Consider the following 21757-nt stretch of genomic DNA (forward strand, 5'->3'; position numbering starts at 1 on the left):
AATTCTACACTCTAAAACTGTGATTTGATCAAATTATTGTATTGAAGGCAATTATACTATATTTTTTTTCAACTCAATTAAAACCTTTTTTATAGGCCTTGAACCACCGCTCAGGAATGTTTTGGTCGCATGCTTCCAGATAGTCCTTTTTGGTGCATGGTAATAACGCCACCGAATTTGATTTAGTATGCGGCGTCAAAATAGAAGGGACCTCTACCCACCACCTATCGGTCAGGTGACTCTTGTGAAAGGTAAGCTCCTCGGTGTCTGTTGGAACAATATACTTGGTAAAGTTTTCACTACTCTCAAATGGCGATTCGTTTCTTCGAAAATTATAACCTTCGATGAAATACCAAATTATCTGGGCCATCAGCTGACACGATTGATTGGTATTCTCCATTTCATAGAGTCCAAATATGTTTACTTTATCACTTATTCCCGCATATCTGGCAATGGCACATATCTCGCGCCCGGTAAAACCGTTGGGCGAAAAGTTATCAGACAATCCTATTTCACTTGCCCTTACGGCACGGGCATCCATACTGATCATATGGGCGTTGCGCAGCACCGGCTCGGCCAAGCTAATATCGGAACCCAGTTCACCCAAACGATAGGCATCAAAAAACAGACGCTCCATCAGATCGATTTCCTCTTGTGCGTTAAAATAGCTCTGATAGCCGATATTGGAAAAGTTGAACAGGTTATTGGGCTTATCGGTAATGATCTTGCTCATGTACGAATGCGATGAAATCAGCTCGTCGTCCATTCCAAAATCGAACCTACTGTCTACCGCCACGAGATTGACCAAGTCGATAATACCGTCGAACGACCGGTAAGCCGGGTAGGTAATGTCTTGGGTCGCCCCTATTACTATAGGTATGATTTTCTTCTCGAGAAGGGCCGCCAAGGTATTCTTTACTACAAAATACGTATCCTCTACCGTTGCTCCTTCCTCAATATCGCCCATATCGGCCAATTTTGAATCCCAGTTGCCCAACAACAACTTGTACAATTGAATCCGTATAGCCGAGACATCGAGCTTTTCGGTCTTCTTTTCAAAAGCGTTTCTCGATTCTTTCACACCTAGAATGGCAATAGACACCCCCTCTAGGTCGGGAATACCGTCCCTTGTGGTGTGCAACCTTGTATGCTTGCCCAAAGACTGGGCCGCAAATAGTTCACAGTGGGCAATTACTTTATCTTCTACTGGAACCAAAAAATCAAATGCCATTTATCTTGAAAGATTATTTGTGTTTAAACCATAGAGACGCATATAATGCGCCTCCGTTTTTTTCATTTTCGTTTATAAAACCCGCCCTAAAGGACGAAGCTATCGGCACAAGCTATTTCTTTTTGGCCTTGGGCTTAGCCTTTGCTTTTTTCTTCGGCGTTTTCTGTTCGATCATTTTTTTGGCCTCGTCCAAAGACATCTTGGCCGCATCAACGGTCTTGGCCAGCTCTACCTTTACCTTACCTTTTATAATGTTGTGCCTGCCCCAACGTGCCTTTTCGATACGTATACCTTCTTCAGGCCAGTTTTGCACTACCTTATCGATTTCTTTTTGTTTTTTAGCTTCAATCAACTCAATAAGGTCATCATTCGAAAGGTTATCGAAATCATATTTCTTATTAACGTTAATAAACATACCGTCCCATTTGATAAAAGGCCCGAACCTTCCGGTTCCTTTCGTTACCTCCTTACCTTCATAGGTATAGATGGGGGCATCGGCTTTTTGCTTTTGCTTTATCAACTCGACCGCACGGTCGAAGTTTACGTCGAAGGCGCTCTCTCCCGCTTCCAGGGACACGAATTTCTTCCCAAAACGCACATAAGGTCCAAACCTACCTACATTCGCCTCGATTTCCTCTCCTTCATAAACCCCTAGCTTTCGCGGAAGCTTGAACAACTCCATTGCCTCATCGTAAGTAATAGTGGTCAAGGACTGTTCGGGCAAAAGGCTTGCAAACTTGGGTTTTTCCTCATCATCAACGGTACCCATTTGAACCATAGGCCCAAAACGCCCCAAACGAACGGACACTTGACGGCCCGTTTTAGGGTCCTCGCCTAAAATACGTTCGCCACTGGCTCGATCGGCATTTTCTTGCACATCGAGTACATTCGGGTGGAAATCTTTGTAAAAATCCCTCATCACCTTCTGCCAATCTTCTTCTCCCTCGGCGATCTCATCAAAATCTTCCTCTACCTTGGCGGTAAAATTATAATCAAGGATCGTGGCAAAATGACTTACCAAAAAGTCGTTTACGATCATACCGATATCGGTAGGCACCAGCTTACCTTTGTCGGAACCGACCATTTCAGAGAGTTTTTTCTCTTTTACGGCACCAGCTTCCAAAAGCAACTGCACATAATTTCGTTCCGTACCCTCAACCGTTCCTTTTTCTACATAGCCCCTATTCTGAATAGTGGAAATGGTCGGCGCATATGTAGACGGTCGACCAATACCTAGTTCTTCGAGCTTTTTCACCAAAGATGCTTCGGTAAAGCGGTATGGCGGCCTTGAAAAACGTTCGGTCGCGGTAATATAATTGTTTTTTAAAGCTTCGCCCACTTTCATGGCAGGAAGCATTCCTTCTTGCTCTTCGGCCACATCTTCTTCATCAAGGCCTTCCATATACACCTTAAGGAAACCATCGAACTTAATGACCTCCCCATTGGCCGTAAATAGCTCTGAATGGGTACTTGCCTTAATTTTTACGTTCGTACGTTCCAATTGGGCATCGCTCATCTGCGAGGCTATGGTACGCTTCCAAATCAATTCGTATAATTTAGACTGGTCGCGCTCAAGTGATGGCGATTGATTGGTTATATCCGTGGGTCGAATGGCCTCGTGAGCCTCTTGTGCCCCTTTCGACTTCCCTTTAAAGTTACGGACGGTACTGTACTTTTCACCGTAGTTGTCTATAATGGCATCTTTGGCCGCCGCTATGGCTTCCCCCGAAAGGTTCACACTATCGGTTCTCATATAGGTGATAAGCCCCGCCTCGTATAGACGCTGTGCCACTTGCATTGTTCTACCAACCGAAAAATAAAGCTTTCTTGAAGCTTCCTGCTGTAAGGTAGAGGTGGTAAAAGGTGCCGATGGCGACTTTTTTGCGGGTTTTTTATCTAGGTTCCCAACTGAAAAATCAGCCCCTATGTTTTCGTTCAAAAAGGCCTGTGCCTCTTCTTTTGTAGGGAAGGTTTTGTTCAATTTTGCCGTAAACACACTACCCTCAAGGGTCTTGAACTCTGCCGACACCCTAAAGGACGCTTCTGCTGTAAAGGCCTCAATATCCCTTTCCCGTTCCACTATAAGACGAACGGCAACGGATTGTACCCTACCGGCCGAAAGTCCCGGTTTGATCTTTTTCCATAACACGGGAGAAAGCTCGTACCCCACCAAGCGGTCTAACACCCTTCTGGCCTGTTGGGCATTGACCAAGTTATAATTGATCTCTCGCGGATTTTCTATCGCTTTCTGTATGGCAGACTTGGTAATGGAGTTAAAGACAATACGCTTGGTCTTATTTTTATCTAGGCCCAAGGTTTCCGCTAAATGCCAGGAAATGGCTTCTCCTTCGCGGTCTTCATCACTTGCGAGCCATATTGTTTCCGCTTTCTTGGCCAAATCCCCAAGTTTTTTCACCAAGGCTTTCTTGTCTTTATCGACAATATATTTGGGCTTAAAATCATTCTCGACATCTACCCCTAGTTCTTTGGAAGGTAAATCGGCAATATGCCCGAAACTGGACTCTACCTTATAATCCTTTCCTAAAAACTTTTCTATCGTTTTTGCCTTTGCAGGTGACTCTACTATTACTAAATTCTTAGCCATTCATGGTTTGTTTGATAAAACAAAAGTAATTGATTTTTTTAATTAGCTGCCATACCTTATATATTAGACATAAAAAAAACACCCCGTAAATAGGGGCGTTTCAAATTCGTTTACCATAAATTTACTTCAAATCGAAGGTACTCAGCAATCGAATGCTATCGTTCAAATACACATATTGATACAGCACTTTATCACCTATCATCAACAGGGATTCCTCTAGGGGAATCACATCATAGGTCACAATGTCCTTAAAGTGGCTTACCAATTTTAAATCATTTACATCGGTCTTGTCATACACCTTTAGGCCATCATCCCCATCACAAACAAAAAGCCAACTATCTTTAAAACCTATACCATAAGGACCTTCCAACGGATAAAATTTCTCCAGTTCAGGACTCGCCAAATTTGAAACATCAACGATATAGAGTCCGCTCTCGGTGTTCCCACAGGAGTTTTCGCCCCTTAGGGTAACGAAGGCATAATCGCCATCGACCACTACAGGATCACAAGCCGTGCCATGGACAAATTCTGAAACGTACTTCGGTTTTTCAGGCGATGAGATATCGTAGATATACATACCTTGGGTACCTCCTATAAACAATATATCCCCTTGATTATATATGGTCTCGATCGCCCCGTTTACATAAACATCCTCTAAGGTCTTGGGTTCACTCAAATCGGAAATATCAAAGACACTGATACTGGACCACTCTACCGCGTACAGATAATCGTCTACGATCTTAAACCGCGCCAATGATCCACCCTGCCCCGTCTCGGAACTAGTGTTACTAAAGGCGACGTCGCCATTGGGACCGCCGACCCCGTATTTATCCTGAAGCTCTTCTTCCGAAAGGCGTTGCGACTTTACCTCCCATCCAACAATAGCTTCCTTACTGGCATCGAAACCCTCATAATCATAAAAATCGGCCTGTGGCCAATCGACATCAAAACCTACGGTACACCAAAATTGCTGGTAGATGGCCCCTTCCATTCGCTTCACCATCTTAACTGCATTGATATCCGAAATATCCATAATGACCAAATCGCCATAACTATCGGCATATAGGTGGTCATTTTTGATGGAGATATCATAATTCCCCTCCAACTTGATAAACGAAATGGCATGCGGGTTTACGGGATTACTGTTATCGATTACATGAAAGCCCCGGTTTACATCGTTAACGAAAACATAATCTTTATAGGCGTAGATTTTACCCGATTCTTTGATGGGCACAGGCTCGGTAACGGCAACGGCCTCCTCTTTAAACTGTTTTAAATCGGCAGTAATGGGTGTTGCCACAAGATACTCGCCCCCTTGGGCATCGTCTTTATCATCGGCACAGCCGATAAAGGCCAGCACAGCAATTACCCATACTAAACCTAGGGTCTTTTTCATAGTTTTTGGTTTGATTGGTTGAAAAACGGTCGATACCCTATCGACCTATCTACCAATCAGATGCGCCAAGCAATGTAACGTTGCGTAGCTTCCTAAAAAGTTATATCGACAAGCTAGACCCCATCCTCTTTGAAACCGACACCATTTTTATACATATAATAGGTAGGAATCTTAGAGAACATGGCGGTAAAGAATATTCCCACCCCACAAAGTACAATACCAAGCTCGGCCATTATACCCGAAAGAATGATCAATCCGAAAATAATGAACCAATTCTTGTTGCCCAATTTAAAGCAAGCCTTTAGTATATCTATCGAAGATAATTCTTCGTTAAACGCAAAAAATGCCGGTAACAGGGACAGGGGTACCATGGCATATATTAATCCGACACCACAAAGCAACATTCCCGCTATGGCCACCAACAACATTAAAAGCCCCAGCCCCAAACTTTTCTTCCATCTGCCATTTTTCAAGTAATAAAAATAATCCTCGGGTTCTGAAATCCCTAGGTCTTTCATCCTACAAATTCTCATAAAGGCCGCATTTAGGGCCACCGATATGGTCATAACCCCCAAGATCAACACAGGCATCAGAAGAAACATGGCCAAACCCATTACAGGTGCCATCACATCACTTTCGAACGTAGCGGGATTACTGACTCCCAGCACAATAAAGGGAACATAAAAAATCAGGTAAAGGGGAATCATTAGCACCAAAGTCAACAAGATCGTTATAAACCCTTGCAACCATACTTTTTTAAAAAGCTCAATAGCGCTACTAAAGACGGTGCCAAAATCGAGGATAGGGTTCTGTTCTATTTTTTCGGTAAGCTGGTTCAAGGTCATAATTTTTAGTTTTCGCCTAAGATAAAAAGATCTTGACACGAGTACAGTTGTAAAATAATATTAAAATTCACTGTCAATTTGTCACAAACTTGTATTAAGCCCTATATTTGCTGCCCGTTATATTAGAAAGGTAAGCTTAGATATGGAGAAAATTATAGACGAATCGCTTCAGGGAACTACCCTGACCATTGAAGATAAAAACGCCAATAGCAAAAAACTCTATATTGAAAGCTATGGGTGTCAGATGAATTTTTCAGATAGTGAAATCGTCGCATCGATATTGGCCAACGAAGGTTTCAATACCACACAAAACCTAAAGGAGGCCGACCTGGTATTGGTAAACACCTGTTCGATACGCGAAAAGGCCGAACTTACCGTTCGCAAGCGATTGGAAAAATTCAATGCCATCAAGAAAGACAGGCCACATATGAAAGTAGGTGTACTGGGCTGTATGGCCGAACGCCTTAAACACCAATTTTTAGAGGAAGAAAAAATAGTGGACATGGTCGTAGGCCCCGATGCCTATAAAGACCTGCCCAATCTGATCCAAGAAATCGACGAAGGCCGTAGTGCCGTAAACGTTATTCTCTCTAAAGACGAAACCTATGGCGATGTTGCCCCGGTGCGGCTCAACACCAACGGAGTAACCGCATTTGTATCGATCACAAGAGGCTGCGACAATATGTGTACGTTTTGCGTGGTTCCCTTTACCCGTGGCCGTGAACGCAGTCGTGACCCGCAGTCTATCATAGACGAGGTCAACGACCTTTGGAGCAAAGGTTTTAAGGAAATTACCTTACTCGGACAAAACGTAGACAGCTACCTATGGTACGGGGGCGGTTTGAAAAAAGATTTCGAAAAAGCATCGGACATGCAAAAGGCCACCGCGGTAGACTTTTCACAATTGCTGGAAAGGGTAGCCTTGGCCCAGCCCAAAATGCGTATTCGTTTTTCAACTTCAAACCCCCAGGACATGACCCTTGACGTCATACATACCATGGCCAAGTACGACAATATCTGCAACTACATCCACCTTCCGGTACAGAGCGGAAGCAACCGCATCTTAAAGGCCATGAACAGGCTGCATACCCGTGAGGAATATTTTGAGCTTATAGACAACATTCGCAAGATCATTCCCGATTGCGCCATTTCACAGGATATGATCACCGGCTTCCCTACGGAAACGGAAGAAGATCACAAAGACACCCTCTCATTGATGGAGTATGTAAAATACGATTACGGCTTCATGTTTGCCTATTCCGAAAGACCGGGAACATTGGCCGAACGCAAAATGGAAGATGACGTTCCCGAGGAAATCAAAAAAAGAAGGCTTTCCGAAATCATCGCCCTTCAAAGACAACATTGCCAAGAGCGCACCGAACAGCATCTTGGTAAGGTTCAAGAGGTGTTGATCGAAGGCACTTCCAAGAAATCGGACGAGCATTTCATGGGCCGAAACTCACAGAACACCGTTGCAGTTTTCCCTAAAGAAAATTATAAAGTAGGTGATTTTGTCATGGTACGAATGGACGATTGTACCTCGGCCACCCTCATTGGAGAGGCCGTGGGATATTCAGAAAACAACTAAATCCAACAGCCCACGAATTGCAGACTAAGATGGAGAACATACAAGCCATAAAACAACGATTTGAGCTTATTGGCAACGACCCCAAGCTCAACCGTGCCATAGAGAAGGCCATTCAAGTGGCCCCGACCGATATTTCCGTTTTGGTAACGGGCGAAAGTGGTGTGGGTAAAGAGGCCATTCCGAAAATAATCCATTCCCTTTCCCATAGAAAGCACGCAAAGTACATTGCGGTAAACTGTGGGGCCATACCCGAGGGCACGATCGACAGTGAACTCTTTGGACACGAAAAAGGGGCCTTTACCGGTGCCACCCAAACCCGAAGCGGTTATTTTGAAGTTGCCGACGGGGGAACGATCTTTTTGGACGAGGTGGGCGAATTGCCGCTAACCACCCAAGTAAGGTTACTTCGCGTTTTAGAAAACGGCGAATTCCTAAAAGTGGGTTCTTCCCAGGTTCAAAAGACCAATGTGCGTATTGTAGCGGCCACGAACGTGAATATGCTCGATGCCATAAAAAAGGAAAAATTCAGGGAAGACCTATATTACAGGTTGAGCACGGTTGAAATCAATATTCCTCCTTTGCGCGAGCGACAGGGCGACATTCATTTGCTTTTTAGAAAATTCGCCTCCGATTTCGGACAGAAGTACAAAATGCCCACCATACGCCTAGACGACGATGCCGTAGATCTTTTGTTAAAATACCGCTGGCCCGGAAACATCCGCCAACTAAGAAACATAGCCGAACAGATTTCGGTACTCGAAGAAAGCAGAAATGTATCGTGGGAAACCCTCAACGGTTACTTACCCAATGCCAGTAGCTCAAACCTACCCGCGGTCATAGGCCAAAAAAAATCGGAAAGCGACTTTAGCAACGAAAGGGAAATTCTCTACAAGGTCTTGTTCGACATGAAAAGTGACCTTAACGACCTGAAGAAACTCACCTTGGAGCTGATGAAGAACAGCGATGGTGAAAAGGTACAAGAGGAAAACGAAGGCCTTATCAAAAAAATCTATGGCGACAATGGCGAAGAAGTCGAGGAAGACGAACGCACCCCTTTAGAAGTACTACACTTGCCCGAATCACGAATGGAAAAGCACACTCCCAAGCCCGTGATGGAAGACAAGTATCATTTTGCCGAAGAAATTCAAGAAGAAGAAACCTTATCTTTACAGGAAAAGGAAGTTGAACTTATAAAAAAATCACTGGAACGCAATCGCGGAAAACGCAAGGCGGCCGCCGCCGAACTCGGCATTTCGGAACGCACCCTATACCGTAAAATAAAACAATACGACCTGTAGCACCCCTAAAGCGATACAGTTACAACCTTAATATTTAAACGAGACCTTGAAAAAAAACACATACACCATACTCTGTTTAGTTCTATGCTTAAGCCTAAGCGGCTGTGGCGTCTATAATTTTACAGGGGGCAACGTGGGTACCGCCACTACTTTTACGATACCCACCTTTCAGAACTACGCCACACAGAACCCCGGCTCTACGTTCGAGCCCGGACTCGAAAGAGACTTTACATTGGCACTTCAAGACCGTATCTTGAACCAGACCAGTCTTGACCTTACATCTTCCAATGGCGACCTGCTTTACGAAGGGGAAATTGTAGAGTTCCGCATTTCGCCCATGAGTGCCACGGCCCAACAGACCGCGGCCCAAAACCGCTTATCGATGGCAGTAAACGTCCGTTTCTATAATAAGACAAAAGAAGATGCCGATTTCGAACAACGTTTTTCGTTTTTCTATGACTACCCGGCCAACTCACAACTCTCTGCGGTAAAGACGGAGGCCTTGGAAGTAATTTTCGAAAGAATCACCCAAGATATATTCAACGCCTCATTGGCCGATTGGTAATTTTTTTCGCCAGGCACAAAGAATCAACAGTACCTTATATATAGTACCCTTTAAAATGAACGTACAAGATTTTACATACCTTTTACAGCACCCAGACAAGGTGGTCTCTCCGCTTCAGACCAAACAGCTGGAAGATGTGCTTAAAGAGTATCCGTACTTTCAGGCAGCACGGGCGCTGCACCTAAAGGGCCTAAAAAACCTCAACAGTTTTAAATACAACAATGCCCTAAAAGTAACGGCGGCCTATACCACAGATCGCGATGTTCTTTTTGATTTTATTACTTCGGAAGAATTTTTACAAAATACCATTGCCGATAAAATTTCGGGCAAGACGATGGGCCTAGCCGACACCGAGACCATTTCGGAAGAAGTGGTTCCGGTCGAAAAAAGCGAAACCCCTATCCCACTAACATCGGCCGATGCCGAAAAACTCTTAGACCCTCAGCTCTTTCAATCGAAAGACCCTAAAATCGATGAGGAAATTGCGGAAGCAAAAAGAAATGCCTCCGAAAACCTGGAACTGGGCGAACCCCTACCCTTTACCAAAAGGGAAAAATACTCCTTCGCCGAATGGTTACAGCTTACCACCTTTAAATCGGTAAACCGCAACACCGACGAAACCGAAGCGGAAGAAAATACACCAACCTCTGCCAAGGAAGAGCCCAAGGCCATAGAATTCCCTTTGGAGGAAGAAATCTTAAAAAGAAAGAAGTTCGAGCTGATCGACAAGTTCATCGCCGAGAACCCAAAAATCAAACCCAAAAAAGACGTTCAAAAGATAGCCATTGAAACTTCGCTAACCCTTGACAAAAAGGAACTGATGACCGAAACCTTGGCCAAGGTTTATTTGGAACAAAAAAAATATAAAAAAGCAATTCAATCTTACAAAATTTTAAGTTTGAAATATCCGGAAAAAAGTGGTTTCTTTGCAGACCGAATAAAAGCGGTGGAAAAATTACAACAAGAAAACAAGTAAGGTAGCTATGAGTACGTTTACCATTTTTTTAATACTTATCATTATAGTTTGCTTTTTGCTGATATTGGTCATCATGGTTCAAAACCCTAAAGGTGGCGGACTATCATCTTCTTTTGGTGGTGGCGGCAGTCAAATCGTAGGCGGTGTAAAAAAGACAGGGGATTTCCTCGACAAAAGTACATGGACGTTAGCCATACTACTCGTTGTTTTAATTCTAGCCTCTAACGTTGCCCTTAAAGGCAACTATAGCGACATGGACTCTAAACTCTTAAACGGAGACGGCATTGAGACCGTTGTTCCAGAAGCTCTACCGGAAACTGTGCCACAAGAGGCACCTGCACCGACAAGTAGTCCTGCCGACAGCTTATAAAAACACACATAATCATATACGAAAATGCCAGCTTAGTGACAAGCTGGCATTTTTGGTTTAACAATGTGTCAGTTTTCAGCTAATGGCATAATTTCTGCCCAATAGGAATTCGAGAATATAATTTTTCAAACTAAAAACTAAAAATATGGCAAAAGTAAACATTAAACCATTGGCAGATAGGGTTCTTATCGAACCTATGGCTGCTGAAACCAAGACAGCATCGGGTATCTACATTCCAGATACGGCTAAAGAAAAACCTCAACAAGGCAAAATTGTTGCCGTAGGGCCTGGCACCAAAGACGAAAAGGTGACAGTAAAAGTTGGCGATACTGTATTGTATGGTAAATATGCTGGTACAGAGCTTAAGCTTGAAGGCGTTGATTATCTTATGATGCGCGAAAGTGACGTTTTGGCCATTATCTAATTTTTTTTGTCATTCCTGTTGTTAACCACAGGAATTTTTTATGAAACAATAAGATCAATTTAAAAAATATCCACCCCGGTGGAAAAAACTAATAGTAATATATATTATGGCAAAAGATATAAAGTTTGATATCGATGCACGCGACGGCCTTAGAAGAGGTGTCGATGCATTGGCAAATGCAGTTAAAGTAACTTTAGGACCAAAAGGTAGAAACGTAATCATCAGTAAATCTTTCGGTGGCCCACAGGTAACCAAGGATGGTGTTACAGTTGCAAAGGAAATTGAATTGGCCGACGCCCTTGAGAACATGGGTGCGCAAATGGTTAAGGAAGTTGCTTCCAAAACCAACGACCTTGCAGGTGACGGTACCACTACCGCCACTGTCCTTGCCCAAGCTATCGTAAAAGAAGGCTTGAAGAACGTAGCTGCAGGTGCAAATCCAATGGATTTGAAAAGAGGTATAGACAAAGCTGTTGATGCTATTGTTGAAGACCTGGCCAAACAATCTAAAAAAGTTGGCGATTCTTCAGAAAAAATCAAGCAAGTTGCTTCTATTTCCGCCAACAACGACGAGACCATTGGCGAATTGATCGCCGAGGCTTTCGGTAAGGTTGGTAAAGAAGGTGTAATCACCGTTGAAGAAGCCAAAGGAACCGATACTTACGTTGACGTTGTTGAAGGTATGCAGTTTGACAGAGGTTACCTTTCCCCATATTTTGTGACCGATTCCGAGAAAATGACTGCGGACCTAGAGAACCCATACATCTTGTTGTTCGACAAGAAAATCTCTTCAATGAAAGATTTGCTTCCCGTATTGGAGCCCGTTGCCCAATCAGGTAAACCTTTATTGATCATTGCCGAAGACGTTGACGGTGAAGCATTGGCTACCTTGGTAGTAAACAAACTTCGCGGATCCCTAAAAATTGCCGCTGTTAAAGCTCCAGGCTTCGGTGACAGAAGAAAGGCTATGTTGGAAGACATCGCTATCCTGACCGGTGGTACGGTAATCTCTGAAGAAAGAGGTTTCTCTTTAGACAATACCACTATCGATATGCTGGGTACTTGTGAAAAAGTTTCTATCGACAAAGACAACACAACCGTTGTTAATGGAGGTGGTGTTCAAAAAGACATCAAGACCCGAGTAAACCAAATCAAATCTCAAATCGAGACTACAACTTCTGATTACGACAAAGAAAAACTTCAAGAACGTTTGGCCAAATTGGCCGGTGGTGTTGCCGTACTTTATGTTGGTGCCGCTTCTGAAGTTGAAATGAAAGAGAAGAAAGATCGTGTTGACGATGCTTTGCATGCCACTAGAGCTGCCGTTGAAGAAGGTATCGTTGCCGGTGGTGGTGTAGCCTTGGTTCGTGCCAAAACCGTTCTTTCAAAAGTAAGCGTTGAAAACGCAGACGAAGAAACTGGTCTACAGATTGTTGCCCGTGCCATTGAAGCTCCACTTCGCACCATTGTTTCCAATGCTGGAGGCGAAGGTTCGGTAGTAGTTGCCAAAATATTGGACGGCAAGGCTGATTACGGTTACGATGCCAAATCTGAAAAATACGTTGAGATGTTCAAAGCAGGTATTATCGATCCTAAGAAGGTAACCCGTGTTGCATTGGAGAATGCCGCATCTGTTGCCGGTATGATCTTAACTACCGAATGCGCCTTGACAGACATTAAAGAAGATGCTCCTGCTGCACCACCAATGGGTGGAGGCGGAATGCCAGGTATGATGTAGTAGCGAGGCACCACAGCCGATTCCTAATTGGCCTGTGCTTCAATATTATAATATTAAACCGCTCTTGTACATTCAAGAGCGGTTTTTTTATGCACCTATACAAACAAAAAAACCATCCTTTTTTAAGGGATGGTTTTCCTGTCCGACATCTAGACCCTACCGGGTCGACCGACTACTTCTTTCTAGGAGCAGCTTTCGGAGCAGCCTTTTTACCGGACTTTGCCGGTGAAGGCTTAGCAGATGGTTTACCTGCATTTTTTGCTTGTGCCATAGTTTCTATAATTAAATAAGCAAATCTAAGGTAGATTACTTTTTGACTCGTGATATCCGCTTTGGGAAAAAATTAACCAAAAATAATTCGCATAGGTCAACCTTGCCCAACACCCGACATAAGAAACTAATTTACAACACCATAACTTTAGTGATGCCCACTATCATCGGTATTGTCTTCCCTATATCTACAACAAGGATGCACACTCTCGTAAGCCTCTTCCGTAGCCTTAAGCTCCTTGGTATCGTGTCCAACCGCCACGATAGCCGATTTAATTTTCATGGGGTCTGTTTTTCGTTCATCCATGATAAGGGACAATTGATGTGAAGCTATATCCCATGAAGCGTACTTGACCCCTTTTACATTAAGGGCCGCCTTTTCTATACGCGCCTTGCACATGGCACATTTTCCGTTGACATCAAAGGTCATTTTCTTGTTCTTGTCTTGTGCAAATGTCACCATGACCATAAGGGTCATTACCATTGTTACGATCGTTGTCTTCATTTTACTTGTGTTTATTTATAGTCATTAAATTTTAACCCTGAATCCGCCATAGAACATTCGGCCCATTATAGGCGCGTATATGATAGTGGTATCAAAATTAGGGCCAAAAGGATTATCGGCACCCAACACCGGATTATCTTGCTGTACATTCGACAGGTTTTCACCCCCTACATATATTTCAAACGTATTGGAGAACACTTTTGTTATCTGGGCATTCATATGGTTGTACGGCGATGAATATGCCGCCAGTTGATAGGCCACAGGGTTTGAGGCCGTGTTGGGCAATCTCTTTTCCCCCATACTGTGCAGGGTATAGTCAAATTTCCACTGCGAACCGTTTTCCTTTACCTTGGTCTTATACCCTAAATTGGCAAAAAGCCGATGCTGGGCCTGTAAAGGCTTTTGCAAATTACCGCTCTTGTAATCCGTGGATACATCGTAATACTTATAAGCCGTACGTAAATCAAGTCCCGTCAAGAGTTCGTAATTCACCTCTACCTGAAAACTTTTCGCCTTGCTGCCGCCATCCAAATTGTAGAAGGACACCTCTTGTGGGTTTTCCCAATCGACAACCACCTGGTTCTTAAAGTCGGTAATATAATAATCAAGGGCAATATTACCTTTCTTATTCAGAAAATTAAACCCTTGCAAAAAACTCACTCCGTAGTTCCAGGCATCTTCGGGCTCCAGCCCGTAAACCTCCCCTCCTTCGTTCAAGATATTGATTTGCCGCGACGATGCGAACAATTGTTGGTTTTCGGCAAAGATATTGGCCGCACGCTTGCCCCTTCCGAAAGAGCCCCTTAGGCTTCCTTGACCCCATGGCGTATAACGTATATGAAACCTCGGGGTTACAAAAGTGCCCAACCTATTATGGTTGTCTACACGAAGGCCCGCCGTCAAGCTTACCTTTTCCAGGTTCTCATAGCTGTACTCCATAAAAGCGCCGACGGACTTATCTTCCCGGGAATAATCCGTTGTATTCACCAACTCATCATATCCATCATAGGCAAAGGAGAGTCCTGTTTTAAACTTATTTCGGGTATCGCCGATAATCGAATTAAAAAGCAAATTGGTGTATATGCTCTCATGGTTGATATCATAGGTCCTAAATCCAAAGTACGAATCCTGCTTATGGAGGCTATAGGCCGTTTGAAAGCCGAAACTCTGAAAAGGCAATTCCGGAAAAACGTAGCCCAGTTTCAAGGAAGTATCGAACCTTCGGGTATTGATTTCGCTACCCCATGCATGGGTCGTAAACTTATCGGTATCGGGATTAAAATCTACCTGCCCGACCTGCTTCCCATCATTCAAAAAGCGCACGTTAAAGAAGCTCACCCATCCCTTTTCGGGATCTTGGTACTGCCATCGGTTCATTACATTGATCTGGTCGGCCAGGGGAGCATCGAGAAAGCCGTCTCCGTTATCATCTTCCTTTTGGGTTCTTTTGTTTCCGTGAATATACAGTCCCGTACTCCACTTTTCGTTAAGCTTTTTATTGAAATGCGTATTCAGCTCATAGCGTCCGTTTTCATTCCCATACCCATTCACAAAAATGGCATTATCGGTAAGGGGTTTTACCAACTCGGTATTGATCTGGCCCGAAATACTCTCATATCCGTTCACCACACTTCCCGCCCCCTTGGTAATCTGAATACTTTCGATCCAGGTTCCGGGCGTAAAGGTGAGGCCATAGGCCTGCGAAGCCCCGCGGACCATGGGAATATTTTCTTGGGTAATCAACAAATACGGACTCGTCAACCCCAACATCTGAATTTGCTTGGTACCCGTTAAACCATCGGATAGGTTCACATCTATGGCGGGGTTGGTCTCAAAACTTTCGGCCAAATTACAACAGGCCGCCTTCAACAATTCGGCACTGTTTACCGTAACCACGTTCTGCGGACTAAAATAGGCTTTCTGAATATCGTCCCGTTTTTGCTGCACTACCACCTCATCCAAGGTATTGGAAGCCTTTAACCGCAACCGAAGCGTCTTGGGGGCGTTGACCGCTAAGGTATCGGACTCATATCCGACATAACTCACGATCAACTTATTGTACTCTTTTTTATAAGGAATGGAAAATTTTCCGTCAATATCGGTTACCACCCCGATTTGGGAATTCATCCAATACACGTTGGCACCCGGAAGCCCCTGTTCATTTGACGCCCCCGAATCGATGACTGTTCCTTCAACTTTTTCCTGTGAAAAAGCCAACCACGGCAACAGCGCCGCTACCCATACTACTATATATTTATTCATTTATATTTTATTCAATACTATTCATCTATTTTTTTGGTCCGCAAACGCAAGGCGTTCGCTATGACCGAAACCGAGCTAAAGCTCATGGCCAAGGCCGCAATCATGGGTGATAACAACAAGCCAAATACCGGGTACAATACCCCAGCGGCTATGGGTATGCCCACCGTATTGTAGATCAAGGCGAAAAAGAGATTCTGCTTGATATTTTCCATAACCGCACGGCTCAACCCATAAGCTTTTACAATACCGTGCAAATCGCCCTTTACCAAGGTAATCGCCGCACTTTCGATAGCCACATCGGTACCCGTGCCCATGGCGATGCCCACATCGCTCTTGGCCAATGCAGGAGCATCATTGATACCATCTCCGGCCACGGCCACTTTTTTTCCTTGGGCCTGTAAGCGCTCTACCTCGGCAAGTTTGTCTTGCGGAAGCATACCCGCCTTAAAATCGGCCAGGTTCAACGCATCGGCAACAGCCTTCGCCGTATTCCAGTTATCACCTGTCAACATAACCACGGCAATACCCGAATCCTGCAGCTTTTGAATGGCCTTTTTACTGGTCTCCTTGATCTTGTCGCCAATTACCACATATCCTGCCGCCTTATCGTTTACTGCCAGATACGACACCGTTTTACCTTGTTTTTGATATACCTCGACCTCGGATTTCAAGGCCTCGGAAATAGGGACTTCAGACCCGACCATCATTTGCTCATTGCCCAAAACCACGGATTCATCACCAATTTTCCCCCGCACCCCTTTTCCGGTAACGGAATCAAAATCAAGCACCTTTAAGACAGCTACGCCCTGGGCCTTACCGTATTGCACGGTAGCATCGGCCAGCGGGTGCTCACTGTATTGGTTCAAGGAAACGATATATTGCAACACCTTGTTGCTGTCAAAGTCGGCAACTGCATACAGCCCTTCCACCGAAGGTTTTCCCTCGGTAATGGTCCCTGTCTTATCTATGACCAGGGTATCTATCTTGGCCATACGCTCGAGGGCCTCGGCATTTTTTATCAAGACGCCCGATTGCGCCCCTTTGCCAACCCCTACCATTACCGACATCGGCGTAGCCAGACCCAAAGCACAAGGGCAGGCAATGATCAATACGGCAATGGCATTTACCAAGGCGTAAACATAGACGGGTTCGGGACCAAAGATGACCCAAACAATAAAGGTAACCACCGAAACAAAGACTACCGTAGGCACAAAATAACCCGAGATCTTATCGGCCAGTTTCTGAATGGGGGCCTGACTACGACTGGCCTTATTGACCATATCGATAATCTGTGAAAGCAAGGTCTCCGCACCCACTTTTTCGGCCTTCATTATAAAAGACCCCTTGCCGTTTATGGTTCCCGAATGCACCGTAGCGCCCTCCTCTTTTTGAACAGGTACCGGTTCACCCGTAATCATGGATTCGTCCACCACACTTTCACCTTCCGTAATAATTCCGTCCACAGGAATTTTATCCCCTGGTTTTACGCGAAGCAAATCGCCCTTTACGATCTGATCGATGGTAATGGTCTCTTCTTTTCCATCAACAACACGAACAGCTTTATTGGGCGCCAATTTGAGCAACTCTTTTACCGCACTGTTGGTTTTGCTATGGGCACGGGCCTCTAAAAGCTGACCAAAAAGAACTAGGGTCAAGATAACCGTGGCCGCCTCAAAATACACATGTACCGTACCTTGATCGGTTTTGAACTGGGGCGGAAAAAAATCGGGCACCAAAATGGCAAAAACACTGAACAACCATGCCACACCTGCGCCGATACCGATTAAGGTGAACATATTAAGGTTCCATGTTTTTACCGATCGGTAGGCCCGTTCAAAAAACATCCATGTAGCATAAAAAACCACTGGAAGCGAAAGACCGAACTGGATCCAATTCCAATATTTCCGTCCCAAGACATCTTGTAACGGATTGCCCGGTATCATATCGGACATGGCAATGATAAAAATGGGCAAGGTAAAGGCCACGGCGACCTTAAACTTGTGCAACAATTTATTATAGCTCTTTTCCTCTGCGGATATATCGGCCTGTTTAGGCACCAAGTCCATCCCACAAATCGGGCAATCGCCCGGGGCGTCACGTACAATTTCAGGATGCATGGGGCAGGTGTATTCTTGGGCACCGCTAGGCACCGCACTTACCTCTTCCACCAAATCCATTCCGCAAACCGGACAATCACCGGGTTCGGTATAGGTTTTATCGCCTTCACAGTGCATGGGGCAATAGAAAACCCCATTGCCATTTTCCACCTTCCTTGCTTTTTCAACTTCATGGTGGTGCGCCCCTAGCTCGTGAATGGAATAGTGTCCGCCATCCTTCTCCATAGCCACTTGTAAATCGGCCAAGGACAATTGATCGTCCATTTCCACGACCGCTTCGGCCTTTTTCAAATCGACCGACACCTTGGCCACCCCCTCGACGTTCGACAAGGTCTGCTCGACGTGGGCCCTACAGCCATTACAGCTCATTCCGTGTATATGATAGGTCTCTTTCATTATTACAATCTTTAAATACACCACAAAATTACACCGTAAATACGGAGTACTTTTGACTAGTTATGGTTAAGGCTTATACAATTTGGTCAAGGGATTTGCGCTCCCAATTCCCCATGTTCTTGTATTCCGTCATTGAATACCCCGTAACCGACTTAAACTGCCGGGCCAAATGGCTGCTACTTTTATAGCCCAGGGCATAGGCAATTTCAGAAAAGCTCAATTCGTTCATCTGGATCAATTCCTTGGCCTTTTCCGTTTTCAGGTGAATGACATACTTTTCTATGGAAATACCTTCCCTTCTACTAAAAAGCTTGCTTAAATAAGAGTATTCGCGGTTGAGCTTTCCCGATAGGAAAACGGAAACATTGATCTCGTCGCCCGACTTTTCGGAATCGACAAAATCGATAAGTGCGGCCTTGATCTGTTCGATTACAATATCGGTTTTATCGGCCATCAATTCAAAGCCCTTATTTTCCAAGACCTGGCGAAGTCGCCCGTGGTCGAAGGCCTTGTCGGAAGCAACGGTAACCGCGCCCAGCTCAACATCAACAAGTGTCGCGCCCAAGGCCTCAAACGACTGCGAAACAATCATTTTGCACCGATCACAGACCATATTTTTAATATGAAAAACTGTTTTCATCAGAACTATTTTTAGCAAATTCAAAACAATTTGAAGCACATAGGCAGCTTGGCCATACTTACTTCGAGAATAGATTGGAAAGGAAACTAAAAATAAATCAGATCAGAAAAACCTGGTCGAGCAACTGGATGTTCTCGACAATCTTAGGAGGATGATATTGTGCATAGGTCTGGTTCCTTTTTGTCAAAGGTTCAAACAAGCCAATATAAGAATATGTATAAGCGACCAAAAACACTTTTTGATCTAGCTGGAAGTCGTTAAAAGAAGGTTTTACATCGTTCTGCCCTTCCATGGCGATTACTTCGCTGGCACAGCATGACGATTTTTCAACAGATGCGGGCATGTCATCACCCAATGGCATATCCATACCACAATCCTGGGCATCGACAAAAAAAGCAACATCTACCAAATGCCCCATACAATAGTGCTTCTCTACCTTGAACGAAGTGGTAGAAAGCAAGAGTACAATTGCCATAAGGCAAGAAAGACAACGATGTAGTTTTTCTTTCATTAACGCAAATTTATGAAATAAACGACCTAGCCCGGCCCAAATAGCTCGCTTTAACTAAAATTTAGAGGTTTCACGACCTCTATCCTAAGACATAAACATTTAATTATTGCCGCAAAATAGCCTCTCATCGTATTTTTTTTACCACTTGACATACTTATAGTCCGTTTTTTGAGTTATGGCATGACGGATTAAACTCACTCCCCGAACAATTAGTATTAAAAAAGTAAAGCAATACAAATGAAAAAAAAATTAAGATCAGTCGTAAAATCAGGATTTGCAGTATTTGCATTAGCCTTTCTAGCAACAAGCTGTAGCACGGATGAAGGCTCTGTTTTCGACTCCCCAATAGATACAGGGGATGAATCCTCAATAGCCACCCTAGTAATTAACGAAAACGATGGTTCCAATGATATTTTGGTCGCCGAAGCATCCGGCGAGGTAGGTACGACCGTACCTGGGCGTATCATTTACACATCTACAAAGAACCAGAAGAGATTATACATCACGCAAAACATCTCCGGTAGCGGAGAAATGCCTTTCAACAACTTCAACATTGAAGGTAAAGACCTTAAAAAAGCCCTTAAAGGCGATGGTTCGGTAGATTTGGATGGAGATACCCAAAAAGCCATTGACTTTACTTTTGAACTTCCTGTGCCCGATATTGACAACGGGGAAATCGTTTACCAATTCTGGACCACAACGGGAAAAGGAGATTTTAGGGATCCTACCAAAAGAAAAGCCCTAGGCGTAGGAACGATTACCGTTAAAGTTGGTAACGGAACCAACCCTACCGCTAACGTACGTGAATTTACAGATATCAAGCTATATGCCCCAGCTGAAGATGGTTCTACCGAAACATTCTTCTCCCTTCTAAACGGTTCCGCATACCGAATAGACAAAGGACCTGAATATAGAGCTTTTTGGGATTTCGGATACTACTATGGCGCCTCAGGGGATTCGGCTGACGACAAAGCCTCATTTGCCTCTACCGCCACGTATAACGATGTATTCCCATTTGACGTTGAAGGACTTGAGGCCGATGCAACGGAAGAAAACGCTGCAACGGAAACGTTGAATAATTTTTACTTGGAACTCTCCAGCAAAACTGCGGCCGATTTTGACGCCATTACCTCTTCAGGAGACTTAAACAACATTGCCAAACCTAATTTTGAAAAGACAACCAACCTTAACGTTGGAGATGTTATCGAATTTGTTGATGAATACGGCAAAAAAGGCCTGATTAAAATTACAGAGATCAAAGCCGGATACGGCACTAAAGACTACATTGTCTTTGACGTAAAGATCCAACCTTAATCTTTTAAAAGCAATCGAAAAGGGATGTCGTTGATTCGACATCCCTTTTTTTGTTGCCCATAGTTTTGTTTCCAAAAGCTTATTTTTGCACAAAAAATAGCATGTTCAACGAATTACGCACCAAGGCCAGCGCCATCCTCAACACTACCGATCTAACCGTAGACCAACGCCTTCAAGAGCTTTGCGAGCTATTAAAGGAAACCGTACCCCACTATGATTGGGTAGGCTTCTATTTTAAGAACGGCGACAAGGAAGAGCTAAAACTCGGCCCCTATGCCGGCGCACCTACGGATCACACCATCATACCTTTCGGCAAGGGAATTTGTGGCCAAGTTGCCGTTTCAAACCAGAACTTCGTGGTTCCGGACGTACAGGCCCAAGACAATTATATTGCCTGCAGCATTACGGTCAAGGCCGAAATTGTTGTCCCCTTGTTCATTGACGGAGCGAATGTGGGACAGATCGACATCGACTCGAACACCCCTGACCCATTTACGGAAGAAGACGAGCGCTTTCTGGAATTCATCAATGCCGAAGTAGCCAAAATCTACACTTTATAGGCCTGTTGAACCAGCTCATTTTTGGTAAATTGCCCCAATTAGGCCTAAAGACCCCGTAATTTCGGCCTTATCGGTTCAAAACTTTAGAAGTTTTGTTGATAACCTCGCCTGTTTTTTCTTTCAAAAAAATTACTTTTGCGTGTCTT

18 protein-coding genes are annotated in these 21757 nt (G+C 44.2%); 9 read left to right on the forward strand and 9 right to left on the reverse strand.

What is annotated here, in order from left to right; all coding sequences use genetic code 11:
- Nucleotides 1–73 precede the first annotated feature (73 nt).
- The 4 genes from ZOBGAL_RS05420 to ZOBGAL_RS05435 all read right to left on the reverse strand — a co-directional run bounded on the left by ZOBGAL_RS05420 (nucleotide 74) and on the right by ZOBGAL_RS05435 (nucleotide 6077).
- A complete protein-coding gene (locus ZOBGAL_RS05420) occupies nucleotides 74–1231 on the reverse strand; it encodes a formimidoylglutamase (RefSeq protein ID WP_013992518.1) in 1158 nt (385 codons plus the stop codon).
- A 112-nt stretch (nucleotides 1232–1343) separates the two neighbouring features.
- Entirely contained in the window at nucleotides 1344–3836 is a 2493-nt protein-coding gene (gene topA / locus ZOBGAL_RS05425) for a type I DNA topoisomerase (protein WP_013992519.1), read from the reverse strand.
- Nucleotides 3837–3957: 121 nt separating this feature from the next.
- Nucleotides 3958–5232, reverse strand: a complete 1275-nt coding sequence (locus ZOBGAL_RS05430; RefSeq protein ID WP_013992520.1) for an LVIVD repeat-containing protein — start codon at nucleotides 5230–5232, stop codon at nucleotides 3958–3960.
- Nucleotides 5233–5345: 113 nt separating this feature from the next.
- Complete coding sequence (locus tag ZOBGAL_RS05435) at nucleotides 5346–6077, reverse strand: hypothetical protein (protein ID WP_013992521.1); 732 nt, start codon at nucleotides 6075–6077, stop codon at nucleotides 5346–5348.
- Between the two features lie 142 nt (nucleotides 6078–6219).
- Here ZOBGAL_RS05435 and miaB point away from each other — a divergent pair, with 142 nt between their 5' ends.
- The 7 genes from miaB to groL all read left to right on the forward strand — a co-directional run bounded on the left by miaB (nucleotide 6220) and on the right by groL (nucleotide 13036).
- Nucleotides 6220–7665: a tRNA (N6-isopentenyl adenosine(37)-C2)-methylthiotransferase MiaB gene (gene miaB / locus ZOBGAL_RS05440; protein ID WP_013992522.1), complete on the forward strand. Its 1446-nt coding sequence runs from the start codon at nucleotides 6220–6222 to the stop codon at nucleotides 7663–7665.
- Between the two features lie 29 nt (nucleotides 7666–7694).
- Nucleotides 7695–8963 carry a sigma 54-interacting transcriptional regulator gene (locus ZOBGAL_RS05445; RefSeq protein WP_013992523.1) on the forward strand — a complete coding sequence of 423 codons (1269 nt, stop codon included), beginning with the start codon at nucleotides 7695–7697 and terminating at the stop codon, nucleotides 8961–8963.
- Between the two features lie 46 nt (nucleotides 8964–9009).
- Entirely contained in the window at nucleotides 9010–9528 is a 519-nt protein-coding gene (locus tag ZOBGAL_RS05450; RefSeq protein WP_013992524.1) for an LptE family protein, read from the forward strand.
- A gap of 55 nt (nucleotides 9529–9583) precedes the next feature.
- On the forward strand, nucleotides 9584–10504 hold the full coding sequence (locus ZOBGAL_RS05455) for a hypothetical protein (protein ID WP_013992525.1): 921 nt from the start codon (nucleotides 9584–9586) through the stop codon (nucleotides 10502–10504).
- A gap of 7 nt (nucleotides 10505–10511) precedes the next feature.
- Nucleotides 10512–10874, forward strand: coding sequence for a preprotein translocase subunit SecG (gene secG / locus ZOBGAL_RS05460; RefSeq protein WP_013992526.1), 363 nt, complete (start codon nucleotides 10512–10514; stop codon nucleotides 10872–10874).
- A gap of 145 nt (nucleotides 10875–11019) precedes the next feature.
- The gene (locus ZOBGAL_RS05465) at nucleotides 11020–11298 is read left to right on the forward strand and encodes a co-chaperone GroES (protein WP_013992527.1); all 279 of its coding nucleotides are present in this window, start codon (nucleotides 11020–11022) and stop codon (nucleotides 11296–11298) included.
- A 106-nt stretch (nucleotides 11299–11404) separates the two neighbouring features.
- Nucleotides 11405–13036 carry a chaperonin GroEL gene (gene groL / locus ZOBGAL_RS05470; RefSeq protein WP_013992528.1) on the forward strand — a complete coding sequence of 544 codons (1632 nt, stop codon included), beginning with the start codon at nucleotides 11405–11407 and terminating at the stop codon, nucleotides 13034–13036.
- A gap of 418 nt (nucleotides 13037–13454) precedes the next feature.
- Here the strand turns inward: groL and ZOBGAL_RS05480 are convergent, their stop codons facing one another.
- The 5 genes from ZOBGAL_RS05480 to ZOBGAL_RS05500 all read right to left on the reverse strand — a co-directional run bounded on the left by ZOBGAL_RS05480 (nucleotide 13455) and on the right by ZOBGAL_RS05500 (nucleotide 19737).
- Nucleotides 13455–13811, reverse strand: coding sequence for a heavy-metal-associated domain-containing protein (locus ZOBGAL_RS05480; RefSeq protein WP_013992530.1), 357 nt, complete (start codon nucleotides 13809–13811; stop codon nucleotides 13455–13457).
- 24 nt (nucleotides 13812–13835) lie between these two features.
- Complete coding sequence (locus tag ZOBGAL_RS05485) at nucleotides 13836–16073, reverse strand: TonB-dependent receptor (protein ID WP_013992531.1); 2238 nt, start codon at nucleotides 16071–16073, stop codon at nucleotides 13836–13838.
- A gap of 17 nt (nucleotides 16074–16090) precedes the next feature.
- On the reverse strand, nucleotides 16091–18586 hold the full coding sequence (locus ZOBGAL_RS05490) for a heavy metal translocating P-type ATPase (protein ID WP_013992532.1): 2496 nt from the start codon (nucleotides 18584–18586) through the stop codon (nucleotides 16091–16093).
- Nucleotides 18587–18659: 73 nt separating this feature from the next.
- Complete coding sequence (locus ZOBGAL_RS05495; protein ID WP_046287366.1) at nucleotides 18660–19226, reverse strand: AraC family transcriptional regulator; 567 nt, start codon at nucleotides 19224–19226, stop codon at nucleotides 18660–18662.
- A 97-nt stretch (nucleotides 19227–19323) separates the two neighbouring features.
- Nucleotides 19324–19737 carry an HYC_CC_PP family protein gene (locus tag ZOBGAL_RS05500; protein ID WP_013992534.1) on the reverse strand — a complete coding sequence of 138 codons (414 nt, stop codon included), beginning with the start codon at nucleotides 19735–19737 and terminating at the stop codon, nucleotides 19324–19326.
- A gap of 237 nt (nucleotides 19738–19974) precedes the next feature.
- Between ZOBGAL_RS05500 and ZOBGAL_RS05505 the strand changes: the two genes are divergently transcribed.
- Nucleotides 19975–21051: a hypothetical protein gene (locus ZOBGAL_RS05505; RefSeq protein ID WP_013992535.1), complete on the forward strand. Its 1077-nt coding sequence runs from the start codon at nucleotides 19975–19977 to the stop codon at nucleotides 21049–21051.
- Nucleotides 21052–21152: 101 nt separating this feature from the next.
- Nucleotides 21153–21611: a GAF domain-containing protein gene (locus ZOBGAL_RS05510; protein ID WP_013992536.1), complete on the forward strand. Its 459-nt coding sequence runs from the start codon at nucleotides 21153–21155 to the stop codon at nucleotides 21609–21611.
- Nucleotides 21612–21757 lie beyond the last annotated feature (146 nt).

This window comes from Zobellia galactanivorans (assembly GCF_000973105.1).
GTDB classification, from domain to species: Bacteria; Bacteroidota; Bacteroidia; order Flavobacteriales; family Flavobacteriaceae; genus Zobellia; species Zobellia galactanivorans.